The organism is Polynucleobacter sp. HIN6 (genome assembly GCF_030297575.1).
Classification (GTDB): domain Bacteria; phylum Pseudomonadota; class Gammaproteobacteria; order Burkholderiales; family Burkholderiaceae; genus Polynucleobacter.
The window spans coordinates 770912-792198 of record NZ_AP028137.1; the positions used below are offsets into that span (position 1 = coordinate 770912).

General features: G+C 44.9%; 18 protein-coding genes and 1 tRNA gene. 14 read left to right on the forward strand and 5 right to left on the reverse strand.

What is annotated here, in order from left to right:
* Positions 1–3 precede the first annotated feature (3 nt).
* From QUE66_RS04005 to QUE66_RS04025, 5 genes are all read left to right on the forward strand, one after another.
* Positions 4–981 carry an acetyl-CoA carboxylase carboxyltransferase subunit alpha gene (locus QUE66_RS04005; protein ID WP_286224555.1) on the forward strand — a complete coding sequence of 326 codons (978 nt, stop codon included), beginning with the start codon at positions 4–6 and terminating at the stop codon, positions 979–981.
* The gene (gene tilS, locus QUE66_RS04010; RefSeq protein WP_286224556.1) at positions 941–2221 is read left to right on the forward strand and encodes a tRNA lysidine(34) synthetase TilS; all 1281 of its coding nucleotides are present in this window, start codon (positions 941–943) and stop codon (positions 2219–2221) included. Before QUE66_RS04005 ends, tilS begins: the two co-directional genes overlap by 41 nt.
* A 51-nt stretch (positions 2222–2272) precedes the next feature.
* Positions 2273–3523: an aspartate kinase gene (locus QUE66_RS04015; RefSeq protein ID WP_286224557.1), complete on the forward strand. Its 1251-nt coding sequence runs from the start codon at positions 2273–2275 to the stop codon at positions 3521–3523.
* 22 nt (positions 3524–3545) lie between these two features.
* Positions 3546–3640: transfer RNA gene (locus tag QUE66_RS04020), tRNA-Ser, on the forward strand.
* A gap of 260 nt (positions 3641–3900) precedes the next feature.
* Entirely contained in the window at positions 3901–5409 is a 1509-nt protein-coding gene (locus QUE66_RS04025) for a glycosyltransferase family protein (protein ID WP_286224558.1), read from the forward strand.
* Here the strand turns inward: QUE66_RS04025 and QUE66_RS04030 are convergent.
* Entirely contained in the window at positions 5393–6064 is a 672-nt protein-coding gene (locus QUE66_RS04030; RefSeq protein WP_286224559.1) for an acetyltransferase, read from the reverse strand. The genes QUE66_RS04025 and QUE66_RS04030 overlap by 17 nt on opposite strands.
* A 288-nt stretch (positions 6065–6352) precedes the next feature.
* Here QUE66_RS04030 and QUE66_RS04035 point away from each other — a divergent pair, with 288 nt between their 5' ends.
* From QUE66_RS04035 to QUE66_RS04075, 9 genes are all read left to right on the forward strand, one after another.
* Entirely contained in the window at positions 6353–11569 is a 5217-nt protein-coding gene (locus QUE66_RS04035; protein ID WP_286224560.1) for a sulfotransferase, read from the forward strand.
* A gap of 5 nt (positions 11570–11574) precedes the next feature.
* A complete protein-coding gene (locus QUE66_RS04040) occupies positions 11575–12435 on the forward strand; it encodes an alpha/beta hydrolase (RefSeq protein WP_286224722.1) in 861 nt (286 codons plus the stop codon).
* Between the two features lie 191 nt (positions 12436–12626).
* Positions 12627–13364 carry a class I SAM-dependent methyltransferase gene (locus QUE66_RS04045; protein WP_286224561.1) on the forward strand — a complete coding sequence of 246 codons (738 nt, stop codon included), beginning with the start codon at positions 12627–12629 and terminating at the stop codon, positions 13362–13364.
* A 13-nt stretch (positions 13365–13377) separates the two neighbouring features.
* Positions 13378–14124 carry a glycosyltransferase family 2 protein gene (locus QUE66_RS04050; RefSeq protein WP_286224562.1) on the forward strand — a complete coding sequence of 249 codons (747 nt, stop codon included), beginning with the start codon at positions 13378–13380 and terminating at the stop codon, positions 14122–14124.
* A gap of 15 nt (positions 14125–14139) precedes the next feature.
* Positions 14140–14919, forward strand: coding sequence for a class I SAM-dependent methyltransferase (locus QUE66_RS04055; RefSeq protein ID WP_286224563.1), 780 nt, complete (start codon positions 14140–14142; stop codon positions 14917–14919).
* Between the two features lie 8 nt (positions 14920–14927).
* Entirely contained in the window at positions 14928–15173 is a 246-nt protein-coding gene (locus tag QUE66_RS04060) for a glycosyltransferase (protein ID WP_286224564.1), read from the forward strand.
* A gap of 47 nt (positions 15174–15220) precedes the next feature.
* Positions 15221–16525: a glycosyltransferase gene (locus QUE66_RS04065; RefSeq protein ID WP_286224565.1), complete on the forward strand. Its 1305-nt coding sequence runs from the start codon at positions 15221–15223 to the stop codon at positions 16523–16525.
* The gene (locus QUE66_RS04070) at positions 16515–17084 is read left to right on the forward strand and encodes a glycosyltransferase family 2 protein (RefSeq protein ID WP_286224566.1); all 570 of its coding nucleotides are present in this window, start codon (positions 16515–16517) and stop codon (positions 17082–17084) included. Before QUE66_RS04065 ends, QUE66_RS04070 begins: the two co-directional genes overlap by 11 nt.
* A complete protein-coding gene (locus QUE66_RS04075) occupies positions 17072–17323 on the forward strand; it encodes a hypothetical protein (protein ID WP_286224567.1) in 252 nt (83 codons plus the stop codon). The genes QUE66_RS04070 and QUE66_RS04075 overlap by 13 nt, the downstream gene beginning before the upstream one ends.
* A 122-nt stretch (positions 17324–17445) precedes the next feature.
* Here QUE66_RS04075 and QUE66_RS04080 read toward each other — a convergent pair whose 3' ends face one another.
* From QUE66_RS04080 to cysD, 4 genes are all read right to left on the reverse strand, one after another.
* Positions 17446–17949: a phosphohexomutase domain-containing protein gene (locus QUE66_RS04080; protein WP_353506826.1), complete on the reverse strand. Its 504-nt coding sequence runs from the start codon at positions 17947–17949 to the stop codon at positions 17446–17448.
* Positions 17835–18230, reverse strand: a complete 396-nt coding sequence (locus QUE66_RS04085; protein ID WP_286224568.1) for a hypothetical protein — start codon at positions 18228–18230, stop codon at positions 17835–17837. The genes QUE66_RS04080 and QUE66_RS04085 overlap by 115 nt, the downstream gene beginning before the upstream one ends.
* Before the next feature lie 79 nt (positions 18231–18309).
* Positions 18310–20298, reverse strand: a complete 1989-nt coding sequence (cysC, locus tag QUE66_RS04090) for an adenylyl-sulfate kinase (protein ID WP_286224569.1) — start codon at positions 20296–20298, stop codon at positions 18310–18312.
* Entirely contained in the window at positions 20298–21194 is an 897-nt protein-coding gene (cysD, locus tag QUE66_RS04095; RefSeq protein WP_286224724.1) for a sulfate adenylyltransferase subunit CysD, read from the reverse strand. Before cysD ends, cysC begins: the two co-directional genes overlap by 1 nt.
* Between the last annotated feature and the right edge of the window lie 93 nt (positions 21195–21287).

The following is a 21287-nucleotide window of genomic DNA, read 5'->3' on the forward strand; positions in this document are numbered from 1 at the left end:
GCCATGAAGACCACCTTCCTAGACTTTGAGCAAGCGGTAGCCGAGCTTGAGACCAAAATCGAAGAACTCCGCTATGTGCAAGACGAGTCTTCGGTGGATATCTCAAGCGAGATCAAGACACTTTCAGAAAAAAGCCAACAGCTCACCAAAGAGATCTACGAAAAATTAACGCCTTGGCAGGTCTCTCAAGTCGCCCGTCATCCACAGCGTCCTTACACGCTCGATTACATTCAAGCCTTGTTCACCGATTTTCATGAGTTGCATGGCGATCGAGTCTTTGCCGATGATCAATCGATTATTGGCGGCCTTGCGCGCTTCAATGGCAAGCCTTGCATGGTGATCGGTCACCAAAAGGGTCGGGACACGAAAGAGCGTGCCATGCGTAATTTTGGAATGAGTCGCCCCGAGGGGTATCGCAAGGCGATGCGTCTCATGCGCTTAGCTGAGAAGTTTGGCTTGCCGGTTTTTACCTTCGTGGATACCCCTGGCGCATTCCCAGGGATTGATGCCGAGGAGCGTAACCAATCTGAAGCGATTGGTCATAATCTCTATACCCAGGCCGAACTTAAAGTGCCCATCATCACCACCATTATTGGTGAGGGTGGTTCGGGCGGCGCGCTCGCCATTGCCATGGGTGATGTGGTGATGATGTTGCAATTCTCAACGTATTCCGTTATCTCGCCGGAAGGCTGTGCTTCGATCTTATGGAAGACTGCTGAGAAGGCCCCTGATGCAGCCGAGCAATTAGCGCTTACTGCACAGCGTTTAAAAGACCTTCAATTGATTGATACGATCGTGCCAGAACCTGTCGGTGCAGCTCATCGAGATTACGAAGCCATGATGGCCAATATGAATAAAGCACTTGCCCGCGCTCTTTCGGAGGTTGAAGGTCTCTCTGAGAAAGAACTGCTCGAGCGCCGGCATCAACGGTTCATGAGTTATGGCCAGTTCAAAGAAGTCAAAGCCAAAGACCCAAGCTAAACGAATTGGTGTGGCCTTCAGTGGGGGTCTCGATTCAGTCGTATTGCTCGATGCTGTCAGTAAGGCCTATCCCAACGATGTGGTGTATGCGCTCCATGTGCATCATGGACTCCAAGCGCAGGCAGATGAGTGGTTGCTGTTCTGTGAGCGCCTAGCCAAACACTACAAGATTGCCTTTGACTTCCGACTACTGCATTTGCCAATCACTGCAAACATTGAAGCCCATGCTCGCCAAGCGCGCTATGAGGCATTACTGCAGCTTTGTGATCAACATCAACTCGATCATTTATTGTTTGCTCACCATCAGCACGATCAAGCCGAGACCGTGCTCTTGCAACTCTTGCGCGGTGCAGGACCCGCAGGTCTAGCTGGAATGCCTGCCCACAAAGAGCTGCAAAGCCCCAATGGCAGAACGGTGCAATTGTGGCGACCATTACTTGAGCAAGACCGCACGCAATTACAAACCTATGCTAAGCAACACAAATTGTCTTGGGTGGAGGATCCCAGTAATCAAAATACGCGCTATCGCCGCAATGCAATCCGTAAAAAAATTCTGCCAGAGTTAGAACAGATTCAGGGTGGGGCAATTGCCAATCTAGCGCGTAGTGCGCAATGGCTTGCCCAGTCGCAAGTCCTCATGGACCAACTGGCGCAGCACGATGCGCATACCTGGATCGATCGCAATCAACTCAGCATTGCGCGATTGATGACGCTCCATCGCCAAGACCCTGCGCGTGCGACCAATGTGATGCGTTATTGGCTCAAGCGTAATCAACTATCGATGCCCTCAGCAGAGCGTTTGCAATCCTGGTGGCGTGATCTACAGTCCTTGCGCACCGGTGCTAAGTTGGAATGGTTGCATGATCGGCATTCCATCCGAGCATGGCGCAATACCTTGCGGATTGAATCTGCGCAAAGATCCAAGCGTGGCCAATGGATTTTTGTGCCAATCCCCGAACGCTCCACTCAAGCGGGCCTATCATGGGAATACTGTCAACAAGCCAAATTGATTGAGAGTAGACCTCGTATGGGAGGTGAGCGCTTAAAGATCAAGCCCAATACCCCCAGCAAAAGCCTGAAAAACTTGTATCAAGAAGCTGGGGTTCCCCCTTGGCAGCGCCAAATCCCGCTCTTATTTATCGATGGCACCCTCATTGCGGCCGAGGGTTTAGGGGTCAGCATTGCCCACTTAACGACCAAGGGCCCGCGCGTTTGGCCCGAGTGGTCCTATTTGGATTAAGAAAAACAAAACCCTGTAAAATCATCGATTTTGCAATTCAGTTAAACGGATATGTCTTTAATAGTTCATAAGTACGGCGGCACTTCGATGGGATCCATCGAGCGCATCCAAAATGTGGCCAAACGGGTTGCGAAATGGATGCGGGCTGGTCACCAGGTGGTGGTGGTGCCATCGGCCATGTCAGGTGAGACCAATCGTCTTTTGGGGCTCGCAAAAGAACTAAGCACTTCCCCAAACCCTAGAGAACTCGATCAAATTGCCGCAACCGGTGAGCAGGTCAGCTCCGGTCTGCTTGCGATCGCTCTCCAAGAGCAAGGAATTGATGCGATTAGTTACTCAGGTTGGCAAGTCACGGTTCATACCGATTCGGCCTACACCAAGGCTCGCATCATGGGCATTGATGATGCCAAGATCAAAAAAGATTTAGATGCTGGCAGGGCCGTGGTCATTACCGGATTTCAAGGGGTTGATCCTCAAGGTAACGTGACCACACTAGGTCGTGGCGGTTCAGACACCTCAGCAGTTGCTGTTGCCGCTGCTCTAAAAGCTGATGAGTGCTTAATCTATACCGATGTGGATGGCGTATATACCACTGACCCTCGTGTTTGTGAGGACGCGCGTCGCCTCGATCAGATTACCTTTGAAGAGATGCTGGAAATGGCAAGCCTTGGCTCCAAGGTCTTGCAAATACGCTCAGTGGAGTTTGCTGGTAAGTACAAAGTGAAGACCCGTGTATTGTCATCGCTGACTGATCCACTAATTCCCCTTGATCAAGAAATGAAGTCGGGTACTTTAATTACCTTTGAAGAGGACACCACCATGGAAGCCGCCGTTATCTCAGGAATCGCATTTGCACGCGATGAGGCCAAGATCACTGTGATTGATGTACCAGATCGCCCTGGTATCGCCTATCAAATCTTGGGCCCCATTGCTGAAGCCAATATTGATGTGGACATGATTATTCAGAATCAATCGGTTGAGGGTAAGACCGATTTCACTTTTACAGTGCCGCGTGCTGATTATCAAAAAGCCCTCGATCTGCTGAAAAAGAGTGTGCAAGCGCATATTGGCGCCAAAGACATTATTGGCGATCCCAAGGTGTCGAAAGTATCCGTAGTGGGCGTTGGAATGCGTTCCCACGTTGGTGTAGCCAGTAAGATGTTCAGAACCTTATCGGAGGAGGGCATCAATATTTTGATGATCTCAACCAGTGAGATTAAGATCTCAGTCGTGATTGATGAGAAATACATGGAACTCGCAGTTAGAGCCCTCCATAAAGCCTTTGAATTGGATCAGAAGTAAACTAGCGGTATTGAAGTAATACGGAGACGTGGCCGAGCTGGTCGAAGGCACTCCCCTGCTAAGGGAGCATCTGTGCTAAAACACGGATCGGAGGTTCGAATCCTCTCGTCTCCGCCAAGTCAATTGGTTTTATAAGGGTTTGCGAATAAACAACACCCTTGTTACCAAAATTGTTACCAAATTCGACCTTCTCTATTTTGTTCCCTGTTAGTAACTATTAACTTCTGCATAGAAAGCTTGGAATAAAAGTAACCATGGATGTTGCTAGGGGTAATTTGTAAAAATTTGATTTATCAATTTATGTAATATTTTTATAACTTGACAACTTTTTTCTCAATCGCAGTTGATTCTAGAAACTTAATATAAGCCACATTAGTTTGAAATTAAATGATCCAACCTATTGGCACAGCTTGTATCAAAGCTTGGTCAATGAAAATGATTCTTCGCTAAGAGAAAAAGTAATCGCAGAGGTTGCTGGCTTAGTAATTGAGGATCCATATATTGAGCTATTAAGGCTTACATTTTTATCAGAATTTTCCAATCCAAAAGAGCACATTCGCCTTGCCGGGTTAATAGTTCAACAGCGGACTCCTCTAAATATTGAGTGTCTTACGGCTATTGCCGCTTTAGGTTGCATGCGCGCCCTGTCAGAGCCTAACAGAAGACAATTTATTGCTTCCATTATCAATGCACAATTACCAAAAATAATTACGGCACTTAATCATCATGCTTCTGAATTAGTATGCAGAAAAATAAACCCTCGCATACCAGAGCGAATTAATCGAGTCATGATTATCCCCTCATTTTTTGCTAATCCCAAGCATACCCCGAGTATGCTTACAGTAGATTACGCAACCATTTTTCATCAACTCGGATGCCGCGTTTTTATTTGCGCACCGCAGGAGTTAGAGCCAGCTAAGATGAAAAATTATCATGGCGCAGGTAGGGTTGTAAATCTACCAGCTGTTGATCTTTCTAGCTGGACTATGCATATTCCCGAGGAAGTTACTGCTTTTGTTTTCGATAAATCCCTCAGTATGGATGAGCGTTATGGTAAGGCTATAGATTTGGCGCTCCAATTTGATCCAGATCTTGTTTTATGCGTTGGCCCTTACTCTTCGATTGCATCCGCTTTTTATTCGGTTCGTCCAGTTTTGGCTTTACCCACTAATACTGCAAGTTTTCTTGGGTGTGCAGATATATGGTTACGGGGCTCCGATTTTTTTATGACTGAGAATGAAGTAACCTGGCAGCAAGAATTTCCTATGCCACTATCGGTTATGCATCCCTATCGAATTTTTTTGGAAAATGCGAAATTTCGTAACTTAACACGAACTCAATTGGGTATAAGTGAAGACGCAGTTGTACTAGTTACCGTGGGCTTTCGCTTAAGTAGCGAGATAACTCCCGCATGGGCCGATCAGATGTGCGACCTCATCGCTCATTATGAGCAAGTAGTTTGGGTATTGATTGGCGACGCAACCCCTTCGTGCCTTAGTCATTTGTCACCGAAAAAAATAATTAATTTAGGTATTCAATCACGAACTGTGAATTGTTTGGACTTATGTGATGTCTACGTTAATCCCCCGCGAATGGGTGGGGGCTTCAGTGTTCTTGAGGCAATGGGTAAGGCGCGCGCTGTTGTTTCTTACGCCGATTCGGATGGTGGGGAAAAAATTGGGGTATTAGCAGTAAATGATGAGGATGAATATTTTGCAAAATTACACCGTTTAATTTTGAACCCTGAGCAACGAGTTCACGAGGGGCGACAGTTAGCACAGCGTTTTTTTGCCCTATATGATCTGAAACAGTCACAATCAAGTTTAGTCAATGCCTGTCGGTTAGCGGTTAATCATTTTAAAGAGCGAATTATATCGACCGTTTAATCATGGCGGGGCTACCTGCTACAAGTTTATGAGATTCGATATCGTGAATGACACATGACCCAGCCGCAATTACAGCGTGATCGCCAATCACGATGCGATCCACAATTGTTGCGCCAATTCCGACGGTAACAGATTTGCCAATCTGTGTTAATCCGCCAATATTAGTGCCTGGTTGGAGTCTGGAGTAAGAACCAACTTGAGTATCGTGACCAATGGTAACGCCTCGATTGATAAAAACATGTTCGCCGAGTATTGCGCCAGGAGCTATTATAGATTTGGCCCCGATAAATACTCCCTGGCCTAGCTTTGTCATAGTCGAGACATAGGCAGTCGGATGAATTAAGGTGTGAAAGGAGAGCGAGTGACGCGCTCTGATTCGCTCAACTAATTCTTCTCGCAATGGTGTGGTTGGTCCCAGAAGATAGATCTCGTGTTCCATTGGAATAAATGACGCTAGTGATTCTGTAGTGATAGATAAATTCCAGTGTGAATTAAGACATTCAATCCGTTGTGCTATCGGAAAACCTCTGCTGTTGGGCACTTCCGGCAAATCCAAAACTATTTTTTTGGGCTTGATTTGACAGGCGATTGCGCATTCAACAATGTCTGAGACGATGTTACTCGCGCCAAATATAACAAGTTCAGATTTATGCATAATCATTCAATGGGCCAGTAACTAAAACGAAAGATGGTCTCCAGCTTATCTTTGATTAGTATTATCCTATGAACACTCATACAATAAATCATAAAATTTCTTTTTACATTTAGAATTGACGGAGGCTTGATTAAGTATAAGTTGGGCTCAATAGGTTTAATTTTTTTGAGTTCTAGAATTGTTATTCAATGATATTTTTATTAATTTAATAATTTTCGTTTTTTGAATATTCTCGAGTTGATTACCCTGATAAATTCATGTTATCTTGACCAAAAGTGATTGCTCAACATGACATTAGCGCAACAATTACAGCAAGCTGCTCAACTAGAGGCTGCCGGTAAAAGTAATGAGGCCGCTCAGATTTATCAGCAAATTCTGAATCAAAATCCGAATTTAGCAGGCGCTTGGCATGCGTTGGCAGTATTGGTGTTTGGTAGCGGTAATTTACCTCAAGCTTTTGAGATGTTTGCGAACGCGGTACGCTTGGAGCCGACGAATCCATTATATTGCCGTAATTTGGGTGAGATTAGTCGTCGCCTTGGCAAATTGGAGCAAGCACGGTTGTCTGGTGAGGCCGCTTGTAAATTAGCCCCCAAAGATGTGGATGCGCATTACAACTTGGGATTGGCTTATACCGACAGTGGAGATTTTGCTAAAGCGGTACAAGCTTACAAAAAAGCAGTAAAAATTAATCCAAAGCATGGCTTATCTTGGAATAATTTAGGTTCTGCGCTGGAGCAACAGGGCGATAAAAAGGGCGCATTAAAAGCGTATGAAAAGGCAGTTGCTCTTAACGCTAACCATGCTGAAGCACAAAACAATGCAGGCGCTATATATAGTGAGCAGGGCAAGTTAGATGAGGCGCGAGCGAGTTTTCAGGCGGCAATTACTGCAAGACCTGCTTTTGTCGAGTCTCACTATAACCTCTCGTCACTTAAAACCTACACCGTCGATGATCCCCATTTGTCCATGCTGGAGGGTGTATACGCTCAGCGCGAACAATTAACCCCGCATGCACGTATCCGTTACGGCTTTGCTCTAGGTAAAGCGCTCGATGATATTGGTCAGTACGATCGGGCTTTTGCAGCATATGATGAAGCGAACCGAATTCAGCATGCCTTATTACCAACCGATGAGGCTCGTGCTGATGCATTACTTGATGCCATATTAACGACCTTTACCACCGAATTTTTTAAGGAGCGTGAGCGCTGGGGTAGTGCGAAGCCGCGTAGCAAGACGCCCATCTTTATTGTCGGCATGCCGCGTTCAGGCACTACGCTTTTAGAGCAGATTTTGTGTAGTCATCAATCGGTCTATGGAGCAGGGGAGTTAACGGATTTAAATGAAGTCATCTGCGAAGCTACGGGTGCTAATGCACAGACTTCATTTGTACCAGGGGTGATTAATCTGACGAAAGAGCAGATTAAAAAAATTGGCGATAAATATATTCAACGGGTATGGAAACTTTCACTCGAGAGTAAATACATTACTGATAAGATGCCGGCTAATTTCTTTTATTTAGGGCTGGTTCATTTGGCTTTGCCTAATGCGAAGATTATTCACGCCATGCGTGATCCGATGGATTCATGTTTTTCGTGTTTCTCGCGTTTATTTAATGACACGATGGAGTTTGCGTATGATCAAACCACGCTAGGAAATTACTATCGTCGTTATATGACCTTGATGCGCCATTGGCATAAGGTGCTACCGGAAGGCACGATTCTTGATTTGCCCTATGAGGATTTAGTGGCCGATACTGAGGCGCAAGCTCGGCGCGTTCTCAAGTTTGTTGGACTGCCATGGGATGATAAATGCTTGGAGTTTTATAAGAACGAGCGCTTGGTTAAAACGGCGAGCGTGGCCCAGGTTCGTAAACCCATCTACAAAACTTCCGTAGCGCGCTGGAAACATTTTGCGCGACACTTGCAACCTTTGTTGGCGTTAGTGCGAGAGTTCCGCGATAGTAGCGATGAGCCAGATGTTAGTAAGCTGCTGCCACTACCGCCACTCGTCTCAGTTATTCCAACTGACTTGGTGAATCAATGCCTTGCTTTGCAGGGTAAAGGTGATCACGGCGCTGTCATTAGCTTATTAGCACCCTATTTACCCAAGCTGGGTTTGGATCAGGTTGCTGCTGCGCTTTATCATTTGAATGGTATTTCGCTCTATCGACTAGATCGCTTTGAAGAGGCGCGTGCAAGTTATTTGCGTTCTCTGGAGATTCAGCCCAATCATCCTGCTTGCTACAACAGCTTAGGTTTTTTATTGCAAGATATGGGGTTGATGAAAGAGGCGCTAGCTGCTTTTGAGAAAGCCGTTACGCAGGCGCCTGACATGGCTATGGCTCGGCTCAATCTTGGCATGGCTCAATTAAAGCTTGGTGACTTTGAGCATGGTTGGGAAAACTATGAAGCGCGCTGGACGGGTTCGGCAGAAAGCGTACAAGGCACCTTTACGCGACCCAATTGTCCGCTACCCATGTGGGATGGCCAAACCGATATTGCTGAAAAATCATTGTTAGTGATTACGGAACAAGGCTTTGGCGATACCTTTCAGTTCTCACGCTATCTTGATATCGTGGCTGGCCGCTTTAAGAAGGTGGGTTTTGTTTGCTCTGACCCCACACGTCGGTTGATGGAATGGGCTTTTAACAACAAGATCGTGTTATTTACCCATATGCCGCAAGACTATGCGACCTGGGATTATCAGTGTGCACTGATGTCCTTGCCGCGGGCCTGCAAGACCCGTATTGATAGTATTCCATGTGAGGTACCATACTTAAGGGTGCCAGCTCCTGCTGTAGCTCATTGGCGCCATCGTTTGGAAGAAGCATCGCCAGATCGTTATCGAGTAGGCATTGCTTGGGCGGGTCGTAAGGCACATCAGTATGACGCGCGACGCAGCATGACCTTGACGCAAATGTTACCTTTGCTACAAACTCCAAACATTGCCTGGGTGAGTCTGCAAAAATGGCCTGCTGATGAAGTGCGGCCAACCATTCCTGAGGCAATTGACTGGATCGACTGGACTGAGGAGCTAAATGATTTTGGTGACACTGCTGCGCTATTAGAAAATTTAGATCTGATTATTTCCATCGACTCATCCATGGTTCATTTAGCAGGTGCATTCAATCGCCCTGTGTGGATGCTCAATCGCTTTGACAGTGAATGGCGCTGGCTTGAATCACAATCTACCAGCCCATGGTATCCGAACCTGCGCATTTATAACCAACCCTCTTTTGGGGATTGGCAATCTGTTGTGGATCGCGTGCGCCATGATCTGGCTGCGATCAATGTGCCACAGGTGCCGGCCAAATTGCGCCCCCGGCGTCAAGTCACACCCTTAGCGCAGCCCCTACCACAGCAGCGGATGGCTCCAGCGACGCCGCCCCAGGCTGTATCGCCTTCCCCGGCATCCGCTGTTGATAACGCACTCACTGCAGAACAGGCGCTGCAATTGGCTAGTCAGCATCAAGTGGCTGGCCGTTTGGCTCAAGCCGAAGGTCTTTTGCGCCAAATTCTGAAACTCAATCCACAAAATGCTCACGCTCTACATTTGTTAGGCGTAGTGACATATCAGGCTGGTCAGCCCATTTTGGCTCTGGATTTAATTCGCCAGGCGATTGCCATTGAGCCTACGGCCGCATTATTTGAAAGCAATCTGGCTGAAATGTGTCGCCAGCAGGGTCGTATCGATGAGGCTATCGATCATGGTCAAAAAGCTGTCGTGCTTGATCCTACCATGGCCTCGGCACACAGTAATTTGGGTATTGCCTTGTTTGATGCTAAGCGTTATGACGATGCGGAAACTTCCCACCAACGTGCACTAGCAGTGATGCCCAATCTTTTGCAGTCGCTGAATAACCTGGGCAGTATTGAGCGCGCTCGAGGCAACAAAAATGAGGCATTGGTTTGGTATCGTAAGGCTTTGGCTGTAAACCCCGATTTTCTGGAATCGCTTACTAATATTGGCGCAGTGCTGGTGGAAGAAGAGCGTCCCCAAGAGGCCGTTGAGCCTCTTATGAAGGTGTTACGGGCCTATCCAAATTCACCAGAGGCTCTTTGTAATCTAGGGTTATCGTATTACAAACAGAATGATTTTGAAAAAGGTGAAGCATTGCTACGCCGTTCCTTACAAAACCGACCTAGTTATCCTGAGGCGCTAGTTGGCCTTGCGCGCGTGCTGCATGATACTGACCGGCTTGAGGAAGCAGAAACCATTTTGCTTGAAGCTACGACAAATGACCCCGGTAAAGCCGATGCCTGGTGTCAACTGGGCGCGATATATACGGAGCAAGGAAAAGAAGAGATGGCTGAGTCGGTCTATCAGCGCGCCTTGGCTGTCGATGCGAAGTGTGCTGATGCCTTGACTGGGCTCGCAAATCTCAAGTTAGAGGCTGGCAAGATTAAAGAAGCCGTCGCTGAGTTAAATGCGGTATTGGAGATTGATCCAGATAACCTTGGCGCACGTTTTCATTTGACGCAGGCACAAAAGGTTAAGAAAGGCGATCCCAATCTGGCAGTGTTAGAGGCGAAGTCTGTTAGTGCAGAAAGTCTGAGTACTGATAAACGGATCTCCTTGCATTATGCTTTGGGTAAGGCTTATGATGACCTTAAGGAATATGACAAGGCATTCTCGCAATTTATCGAAGGTGCAAAACTAAAACGTAGCAAGCTGCACTACAGCGCTGATGGCGATGCAGAGCGTACGCACCGCATTATTAATATGTTTAGTTCGGAGCGATTGGCAAGTTTAAGTGGTGCCGGTAGCACTGATGCTACGCCAATCTTTGTATTGGGGATGCCGCGTTCTGGCACAACACTGACGGAGCAAATTATTGCCAGTCATCCCTTGGTATATGGTGCGGGTGAATTAAAAGATTTGTTAGAGGTTGTACAGCAATCCCTATCTGAGGGTGATAATCTGCTGTTTCCAGACAATCTCATTAAACTCAATCGAGATATCCTAACTCGCTGGGGTGATGATTACATTACTCGGTTGCGCAAACACAGTGCAACAGCGCAACATATCACTGACAAAATGCCAGCTAACTATATGGCTCTTGGATTAATTCCGCTAATGCTACCGAAAGCCAAAATTGTGCACGTTAAACGTAACCCAGTCGATACCTGTGTTTCTTGTTTCACGCGCTTATTTAATCGCCATCAAGATGCAACTTATGATCTTGCCGAATTGGGTAAGCACTATATATGTTATGTGCGACTGATGGAGCACTGGCGCCAAGTGTTGCCAGCAGGTAGTTTTTTTGAGGTGCAATACGAAGATATCGTAGCGGATATGGAAGGCCAGGCCAAGCGGTTGATCGATTACGTCGGTTTACCGTGGGACAAGGCGTGCTTGGATTTCCATAAGAACGAGCGCAGCATCCGAACGGCCAGCGTTACGCAAGTGCGCCAGCCGATTTACAAATCGTCGGTTGAGCGCTGGCGGCATTATGAGAGTTATCTTGGTCCATTACTCGAAGAGCTCAAACCCGTTCTGTAATTGTGATGCTCGTGAACATTCCACTACGTTGGCACATTATCTCTGTAGTGTTGGGGTTGATATTGGTGGGATGTGCTTATCAGAGTGGGTTAGAGCGTAGTGCAATAATTCAAAATCAAGCCGAGCAGGGGGGGTGGCAGAATAGAGTAATCCATACACCACAGTTTGATCTGCAAAGTTTTGGCAATGGGAAAGCAGTTATTGACGGTCAGTTGACCATTTATTTGGAAGGCGATGGTTTTGCCTGGGTTGATGGGCAATATCCATCAGAGGATCCTACGCCGTTTATACCACTTGCACTGCATCTAGCGATGGCGCAACCAGGATCGGGAGCTGTAGCCTATCTTGGACGCCCCTGCCAGTATAGGGGGGCACAGACAGATCCACGTTGCCATAAAGCAGTTTGGACTGATGCTCGTTTCAGTGAAAATGTTGTTAACAGTATGGATGCCGCTATTAGTCAACTTAAACAGCTGGGTGTGAAGAAAATCACTTTAGTTGGGTATTCTGGCGGGGCTGCTATTGCATTGCTGGTTGCTGCTCGTCGTTCTGATATAGCGCGCATCATTACCGTGGCAGGTAATCTAGATCCTCAGAGCTGGACAACATACCTGCGTTTACAACCACTTAATGGTTTGTTAGAGACGGCCACCCTTGTGAAACAGACTGCAGCTATTCCACGAGTTGACTTTGTTGGCGGTAAAGATCAGGTTGTACCACCAATCTTGACTGAGCTTTTTGCTAAGCAATATCCTGTCGATAAACAACCACATATCATTACCATCCCGGAGAATACGCATAGCTGTTGCTGGGCGCAACAATGGAAGACGCTATGGATGAAAGCTCAATCAAATCATGCATTATGATCCGGTAAAAAAATTGTTTGACACAATTGTCATATTGTAAGTAGCAGATTACTTAGTACTAAATGCACTATGACTGATAGTCTATACGATGGATGTTGTGTGTAACGCTAAAATTTATGTTGACTCTTACGCAAAAGAGAATGCATTCCGACTAACGATGTGGTTTGATTAATCTTTGTTACTAAAGAAAAATGAATAGTTCGATGATTTGTCCTGTATGTGGGGATAAGGCCAGTTATTTTGATGTGGTTGACTTTAATAAATCATGCACCGATCCGTTGTGTCGGGATACTGGGTTTTCTGGTATGCCAATTTATTACAGCAGGTGTAGTGGATGTGAATTTCTTTTTACTCCTAGTATTTACTCTTGGAATGAAACCCAGTTCTTGGAGGCAATATATAACTCTGACTATATTAAGTTTGATGGCGATTATTTGCAGAAAAGACCTAAAGAAAATGCTGCATTACTTGAAAATTTTTTTGGTGAGCAGATGCCAGTTATCAGGCATTTGGATTACGGTGGTGGTAATGGCAACCTTAGTGAGATTCTGAAGAGTAGGGGGTGGAATTCTGTTAGCTATGATCCATTCCCCTCTGCCGAAATAAATCTTCAAGCTTTAGGGCGCTTTAATTTAATTACTGCATTTGAGGTTTTTGAACATGTACCAGATGTACATCATTTAATGAAAAATTTATCAAGCTTATTATTGCCAGATGGTGCAATCTTGATTTTTACCTTGCTTAGTGATGGTAACGTGAATCAAAATGATCGACTCAATTGGTGGTATGCAGCACCTAGAAATGGACACATTAGTTTGTTCTCGAAAAAATCATTAGATCATTTGTCCGGGACTTATGGTTTTAAAGTGCATAATTTAAATGCTAATTTACATATGCTTAAGCATGAGCTCGCAAAAGAAACTATTTAAACCCGTTGGCGTGGTGATCCCATACTATAGAGCCCCAGAGGCTTTGCAGATTGCCATTAGCCACCTGCAAAAGCAGCGTAGCATTCAGACTGAGATCTTTGTGCGCGACAATTCTGAAGATAATATTCTATTCACGCGTGCAGTCAACGAAGGATTGCGCAAGTTTGCCTACAGCGACGTGTACGATTACGTCTTGGTGCTAAATCAGGATGCCAATCTTCATGAAGAATGTTTGTTGCAGCTTGTGCAAACCATGAACAAAAGCCCACATGCTGGTATCTGTGCGCCGATTGCGTTGTCACCAGATAAATCAGTTAACTGGGCGGGGTCAGCTGAAGCATTCCCCTGGGGGAGGCACGTTGGATACAATCTCACACAGTTACCCAAGCAGCCGTTTGAAACTTACTGGATTAACGGTGCCTGTATGTTGTTACGCACTGCCATGTTACGTGAGGTTGGTCTGCTCGATGAGGGAATGAAGTTCATCTGTTCTGATGCCGATATCTCGTTTACGGCACGTGCACGCGGCTGGCGTTGTTTGGTTGTACCCAGTGCCTTCGTTGGGCATGAGCTGGGCGGGAGCGCATCCATGACGAATACCTGGCTCAATAAAATCAAACTTGAAGACCAACTGTATTTTGCACGGAAGTGGTTGACAAGTGAGGTCTATCGTTCTTTGTCAGTCGAGGGTCCGCAACTCACGCCAGACTACGTTAGTCAACATTTATCTGAAACCATTCGTCAATTAAAATATATTTAAGTTAAAGGAACTTTTATGTCGGCAAGGAAAAAGAAGATTGAATCTTTATATGCTGAACCTTGCCAACCTAGGTTTGAAGATTGTGATTTTTATCATTCCATGGATATCCCTGGGTATGGCCCGGTTACTGGACAGTGGGATTTGAGGCCGAATGTTGCCGCCTATTTAGGTAATACCGACTTTAATGGAAAGCGGGTTTTGGAAATTGGGCCGGCCTCTGGTTACTTGACGAATTACATGGAAAATCAAGGCGCTGATGTGGTTGCTTTAGATCTGCCGACAGATTATGGGTGGGATATTGTTCCAAGGCCGCAACCTAAGGTTGAGTGGATGGCTGAACGAAAGAGGCATATGAAACGCCTGCATAATTCATTTTGGTACCTACATAGCGCAAGCAAATCCAAGGCTAAGGTTATTTACGGCAAGGTGATTGATCTTCCAGACGAAGTTGGTATGTTCGATGTGTCGATTATGACTGGCATTCTTCTTCATGCGAGGGATCCAATTGGAATCATTTGTCGATGTGGTGAGTTGACTAATAAACGGATTCTAATTACCGAATCCATATGGGGAGGGCAGGCTCAACTTAACGAGCAGCAACCAACAATGACGCTGATTCCGTCACCACAGAATGCAAGTTTGGATTTGTGGTTCTTGCTTTCACCAAAACTGATTATTCAGCTACTGCAGGTTATTGGGTTTCAAAATATCTCGATTTATACGCATAACCAACTGTATGTGCAAGGTGGTGGCAATTTAGTGCCACATTATACGATCGTTGGTGAACGCGCTTAGGAATTAACGTGACTCTTAATCATCAGGCGAAGGATCTGACAGTCGTTTGCGTGGCTTATATACGTTATGCAAACATTCCAGTTCTGATTCACTCACTATTAGCGCAAACATTACAGAATTTCAAGTTGATCGTTCTGCATGATGGATATGACGAGCAAATGCATCGGATTCTGTCTGAGTTCAAGGAGAAAAACCCGGGAGTGGTTGAGTTTGCGTTCTCTGATTCTCGCTACAAAGACTGGGGGCATACTTAGCTTGGCACGTAATCTTAGTGTTTTAATCAACCCTAAAAAAGTTAAAAATGAAAATTTTATATGTAGTGCATGCTGCTCCATGGGTGGAGTTTAGCGGTACGCCGTTAATAGCTGGTCAATATGCGAAAGCAGCGGTTAGGGCGGGTTATTCAGTAGCGATTATGACGCCTGGTGTAGATCATTTGCCAGTAGAGAATATTGGTGAGTGGGAAGGGATTCGCGTATTGAGTTGGCAAGCCTTGCCTGAATGGCCTCAAATGGCCTTTTCAAGAATGCCGGCAGATTTTTGTCAGCCTAATTCAGTATCTTGGCCATACCGAGAATTTCTCCCTGACATTGTTCACATTATTGATTGGGTTGGAATTTCTCCTTCTTTATTGCATTGCTTAAAAACCCTCAATATTCCAATTTTGAGACATGTTTGGAATTTTGAGGATTTTTGTCAATTCATTGAGCCGATTCATAAGAATCACTCTGGGACTGCATGCCCGGCGCCATTGAGTCCCGCTTCATGCGCAGAGTGTATTAGCCAGCGATCAATTGTTGCAATGAAATCAGGACAAATAACCCTTGCAAATTTGATGCAACAAGTACAACAAGTTGCTCAGAAAAATTACTCCCAAGCCATGCAGAGCACGACCCAAAGAAAACTAGTAGTAAGGCAGCATCTAAATTACTACTATGATCATTTGCTATTCGCTTCCAATAGTTTCTTTGAGTATTGGCGCAATTTTGTATCATTTGATACCCCATGTTCAATTATTAACCATGGGTGCGAAGTAAAGACTGTTCCCAGGGTTAATGGGGCAGTGCACGATGAACTTCGGTGTATTTATGTAGGAGGTTCGAATTATCGAAAGGGGTGGGATGTTATTGAGTCCGTATTTGACAACCTAATTTTTTCAGGTGTAGTGTCCATTAAGTTAAGAATTTATGGCAATAAGTTAAAGACACAAAATAGTCGCTTAGCTAAATATTCTGAGGTTGAATTTTTTGATGAATATTCGCCCGGGGAAATTGCGAACGTTTTTTCTTGGGCGGATGTTGGAATTGTTCCAACTCGTTTTGAGACATATTGTCGAGTAGTGCGCGAAATGATGCTATGCGGGGTTGTGCCTATAGCATCTCCAGCATTTGGAATATCCGATGTTTTGGTTAATGGTATCAATGGAATTTTGATAGACCCGGAGAAGCCTGATTCATTGATTATTGCGGTTAAGCATCTTTTTCAAGATCGAGAACGGCTGCAGAAAATGAGAGAAAATGCCCGCCAATCAACCATTCAATCTCCAGATGATGAGTATCGTGCAATAAAATCTTTATATCAGGCATTGATAAAAAATGCATCCTAAAAAACTAACAGCTATTACGGTTTGTAAAGGCCGTCTCTATCATTTAATGGAAACTCTCCCTTTGCTTGTTGCTATGCAGAATGATTTGGAAGTTATTGTTGTGGATTACGGATGCCCTGACGGGACTGGTGAATGGGTAAGGAATTACTATCCGCAGGTTAGCGTTATAAAAATTAACGATGATGCTGGTTTTAATTTATCTCGAGCAAGAAATGCTGGCGCGAAAGAGGCTAATACGCCCTGGCTGCTTTTTATTGACGCAGATGTTAAGGTGGCAAGTCATTTATCAGAGTGGTCGGATAAAAATTTGCAAGTTAAAGGTTATTATGTAACGTCATCAAGGGGAACGGAATTGAATGGAACTTTTTTTGTTCCAAAAAATGCATTTGAAGATGTTGATGGTTATGATGAGTGTTATCGGGGTTGGGGAGGGGTGGATATGAACAACGCCTATATGCACCTAATTTATTCAAATCGATTCCGCATAGCAATTCGGAGCGTTTTAAATACACCATTATCGAAGGTTATGACGCCTCCAGGGAATATATGGAAGGGTTAAATGCGCTCTATGGTGCTATTAAGTATGACCTTGAAAGAATATCGGGTTCCCGAGTTTATGAAAAAGATCTCCAAACAATACGCAAACTTGCTTCGGATGCATTTGATAATTACGTTAAAGGTGGTAGAAAACCAATTGAGCTGATCATTAATATCGGAGAGCGCGTTGATTGTGTAAGGTCGGGCGATCTGAAAATTGATCGTCGTATTGCTTATAGTATCGTCCCTCGCACATATTGAGGAATATTTTATAAATACATCAGCTGTGCAGATGGTATTTGGCAAATCATTTAGTGTCTTATTGGGATCTTTTTTTAGAGAATCTCAATAAACATGCCTCTGCATACAGACCATTATCAAAACTAAACCAACGGTCTTTGAGGTAAGTATGTCCTGACATTTCCTGAGGGTGCGTCTGTTGCTTTGAGCTTTACTTTAACTAAAGAGTGACCCATTTTCCTCACGAGAGGTTTGCTGCCACGTTGCTTGACCCAAGAGGCAAGATTAGGGATGTACTTGACGTCATAAATAATCTGGCCGCCCGAATTTCTTGAGAATACATCTATAGCAAAAAGCATCTTTTCACGGTTAGGGAAGATCACCAGGCCATCTTTGGTCACTACGCCAAAGCTATTGGCATCACCATCAAAGGCAAAGCCCAGTTTACTAGCGGTGGTTTGTAGATTCTTAATGAGACTTTGCAGATTCTCAAGATGGATTAGATCAGGGTGGTGATTAGGAAAATGACCATCTACCTCGCAACAGAGCCCTTGCAATTCGCAGCCCAGTGACCTGAATAATTTACTTGTAAATACACCACCAACGCGATTGCCGCAATCAGCTGCAATTTTCGTAGGTAAGCCAATTTGACATCGCTAATCATGTGATTTAGATATATTGGAAGAATATCAAAAGTGCTTCTTGTTCTGGATCCGCCGGCAAAGTCTTTTGCCTCGATACGTTTGCGTAGTTCCTGAATGTAATCGCCATAAATGGCGGTGCCACCCAAAACCATCTTGAAGCTGTTGTATTTTGTTTGGGGGCTATCCATAATCATAATTTCAGATTTCGGTTTCTTGCCATCCAATACTTGGTTTGCGCCAAAAGTACACCATTGGAGTGGCAACCATGCACAGATCGATTGCATTAATTTTGAAGTTGTTTAGCCGAAGGTTGAGCTTAATATTTGCATTCTACAGAGTTACTCGTAAGTGCAGGATCTATTTTTACTGACTTTTTATTAAAAAGTTTTTAAGAATTTTCATTTGATTTTCAACGGTTGACACCGTAATTTCTATATCAGGATTTTCTGGTCGCTCATAGGGGCTACTAATACCGGAAAAATTTGGTAGTTTACCTTCCCGCGCTTTTTTGTAAAGCCCCTTGGGATCGCGTTCTTCGCAAACTTGGATGGGGGTATTGACAAAGACCTCGATAAAGTTGTCTTTGCCAATGAGTTCCCTTGCCATTTCCCGTTCTCTCTTAAATGGCGAGATAAAGGCAGTCATGACAATGAGGCCAGCATCCATCATTAGTTTGGCCACTTCCGCAATCCGCCGAATATTTTCTACCCGATCAGCCTCAGTAAAGCCTAAGTCTTTATTGAGACCTTGGCGAATATTGTCACCATCTAGTAGATAAGTATGTTGCCCTTGTTGGTGAAGCGCGATTTCCAGCTCATTAGCCAAAGTAGATTTGCCTGAACCTGAAAGACCAGTAAACCAAATCACTTTTCCTTTATGCCCATTGAGCTTTTCACGTTCTGGTTTGGTGATATTTAATGCTTGGGTATGGATATTGTCGGCACGTCTAAGGCCATGGTGTATAAGACCAGCAGCCACTATGGCATTAGAAAAGCGGTCAATCAGAATAAAGCCACCAAGCTCCTTAGATTGCGAATACGTGTCATAGGCAACCGGTTTGTTTAGTGCAATGGTGCACAAAGCAATGTCATTGAGTTCTAATCGATGACACACTTTTTTTTCGAAGGTGTTTACATCAATGCGATGCTTAATGCTCGTAATCGTGGCGCTCGCTTGTTGGGTACTCAGCATCAGCTCATAGGTTCTACCGCTTAATCCAGCCGCTTGATCTAGCCAAATCAAGGTTGCCTCAAATTGATCCGAACTTGAAAGGGGTACATTGGCCAATGTCAGTACGTCTCCTCTAGAGACGTCAATGTCTTTTGTGAGTGTTAGGGTAATGGCCTCCCCTTGATTTGCAAAATCTCCTTTTTGAGTGAGTGTTTTCGCTGGGGTGATGATGTTTTTAATATTGGCCGTTTGGCCTGAGGAGGTTACGCGAATTTCATCACCTATAGAGATGCTTCCGCTGGCAATGGTCCCGCTAAACCCCCTAAATTGGGCGTTGGGTCTATTGACCCATTGCACAGGCATAGCAAAGGGTTTGGGTTCCTTATCCATTGCATTACTTAGAATGACTGCGCTTTCAAGTGCTTGCATCAAAGTGGGGCCCTGGTACCAGCGTAGCTTATGCGAATGGCTCGTAATACTATAGCCCAATAGAGCGCTCACTGGAATGGCGGTTACTTGATTAAAGTGCAGGCTACTGATGTGTGCTTCAAAATCACGAACAATCTGATGAAAAACCTCTTGTTTTTTTGGGACCAAATCAATTTTATTAATAGCGAGAATGATCTGTTTGATGCCCATCAGGGACACTAGATAAGCATGACGTTTCGTTTGCGTCAGGACTCCTTGCGTAGCATCTACTAAGATGACCGCTAGGTCAGCGGTAGAAGCCCCCGTAATCATATTGCGCGTATATTGCTCATGACCTGGAGTATCGGCCACAATAAACTTCCGTTTATCCGTGGAAAAAAATCGGTAAGCGACATCGATGGTGATGCCTTGCTCCCGTTCGGCAGCTAAACCGTCTACCAAGAGGGCAAAATCCAAGGCCTCCCCTTGGGTGCCAAATTTTTTCGAGTCCTTTTGAAGTGACTCTATTTGATCTTCTAGCAGCGAATGCGAATCATAAAGTAGTCGACCAATCAGAGTGCTTTTGCCATCATCGACACTACCGCAGGTAATAAAGCGTAGTAAATCTTGCTCCTTTTCTTTAGCAAGAAATGATTCAATGTCTTTGGGCGTTTTCTTAATTGCATCTACCAAGATTCCTGCTTTTTTCTTAGGGATTTTATTTTCTTTTTGCGCAATTTTGGCGTTCAGGTTGGATAGTTTAGTTTTGGTCATTAGAAATAACCCTCTTGTTTTTTCTTCTCCATGCTAGCGTTCGCATCGCTATCAATTACCCGACCTTGTCGTTCGGTCTGTCGAGCACTGATGAGCTCTAAGATGATCTCTGGCACATTCTTTGCGTTCGATTCAATTGCGCCGGTCAGGGGGTAACAGCCCAACGTCCTAAAGCGCACGAGGCGATTACGAATTTTTTCATTTTCTTGAAATCGAAATCGCTCATCATCAACCATGAGTAAGAGTTGATTACGTTCAACGATAGGGCGTTCTTTAGCAAAATATAAGGGGACTACGGGAATGTCTTCGTGGTAGATGTACTGCCAAACATCTAATTCTGTCCAATTGGAAAGCGGAAATACGCGCATGCTTTCGCTGGGATGAATGCGGGCGTTGAATAGATTCCATAGCTCAGGACGTTGACTTTTGGAATCCCAATGGTGGGTTTTGGTGCGGAATGAAAAAATTCGTTCCTTCGCGCGAGATTTTTCTTCATCGCGCCGAGCGCCTCCAAAAATGGCATCAAATTGATATTGATCTAGCGCTTGTTTCAAGCCCTCTGTTTTGGTAATGTCGGTATGCAGGGTAGAGCCATGGTCAAAGGGGTTGATATTGTTTTCAATCGCTTGAGGATTGGTGTGGGTAATCAAGGTGAGATTTGGATCTTTGGCAATTTCATTGCGCATGTCATACATTGCTTGAAATTTCCAGCGCGTATCGATATGCAGCAAGGGAAAAGGAAGTTTGCCAGGATAAAAGGCTTTTTGCGCAAGCCTGAGCATGACAGAGCTATCTTTACCAATGGAATAGAGCATAACTGGATTTCTTGACTGCGCCACTGCCTCTCGAATGATATGAATGCTTTCCGCCTCTAGCTTCGCAAGATGCGGTGGCAGAGTGAGAGTTTTTTGAGTTTGATTGGGCGGGTAAAAGGATTCTCTGTAGGCTGTCAGGGGGTTGATTTTTTGTAACGCCGCATTATTTCTAAA

Excerpts from the sequence above, each read along its gene's own strand:
- QUE66_RS04030 (WP_286224559.1), bottom strand. The coding sequence starts at position 6,064 with ATGCATAAATCTGAACTTGTTATATTTGGCGCGAGTAACATCGTCTCA.
- QUE66_RS04035 (WP_286224560.1), top strand. The coding sequence starts at position 6,353 with ATGACATTAGCGCAACAATTACAGCAAGCTGCTCAACTAGAGGCTGCC.
- QUE66_RS04040 (WP_286224722.1), top strand. The coding sequence starts at position 11,575 with ATGCTCGTGAACATTCCACTACGTTGGCACATTATCTCTGTAGTGTTG.
- QUE66_RS04005 (WP_286224555.1), top strand. The coding sequence starts at position 4 with ATGAAGACCACCTTCCTAGACTTTGAGCAAGCGGTAGCCGAGCTTGAG.
- QUE66_RS04085 (WP_286224568.1), bottom strand. The coding sequence starts at position 18,230 with ATGCAATCGATCTGTGCATGGTTGCCACTCCAATGGTGTACTTTTGGC.
- QUE66_RS04065 (WP_286224565.1), top strand. The coding sequence starts at position 15,221 with ATGAAAATTTTATATGTAGTGCATGCTGCTCCATGGGTGGAGTTTAGC.
- cysC (WP_286224569.1), bottom strand. The coding sequence starts at position 20,298 with ATGACCAAAACTAAACTATCCAACCTGAACGCCAAAATTGCGCAAAAA.
- tilS (WP_286224556.1), top strand. The coding sequence starts at position 941 with ATGGCCAGTTCAAAGAAGTCAAAGCCAAAGACCCAAGCTAAACGAATT.
- QUE66_RS04070 (WP_286224566.1), top strand. The coding sequence starts at position 16,515 with ATGCATCCTAAAAAACTAACAGCTATTACGGTTTGTAAAGGCCGTCTC.
- QUE66_RS04055 (WP_286224563.1), top strand. The coding sequence starts at position 14,140 with ATGTCGGCAAGGAAAAAGAAGATTGAATCTTTATATGCTGAACCTTGC.
- QUE66_RS04015 (WP_286224557.1), top strand. The coding sequence starts at position 2,273 with ATGTCTTTAATAGTTCATAAGTACGGCGGCACTTCGATGGGATCCATC.
- QUE66_RS04045 (WP_286224561.1), top strand. The coding sequence starts at position 12,627 with ATGAATAGTTCGATGATTTGTCCTGTATGTGGGGATAAGGCCAGTTAT.
- QUE66_RS04075 (WP_286224567.1), top strand. The coding sequence starts at position 17,072 with ATGGAAGGGTTAAATGCGCTCTATGGTGCTATTAAGTATGACCTTGAA.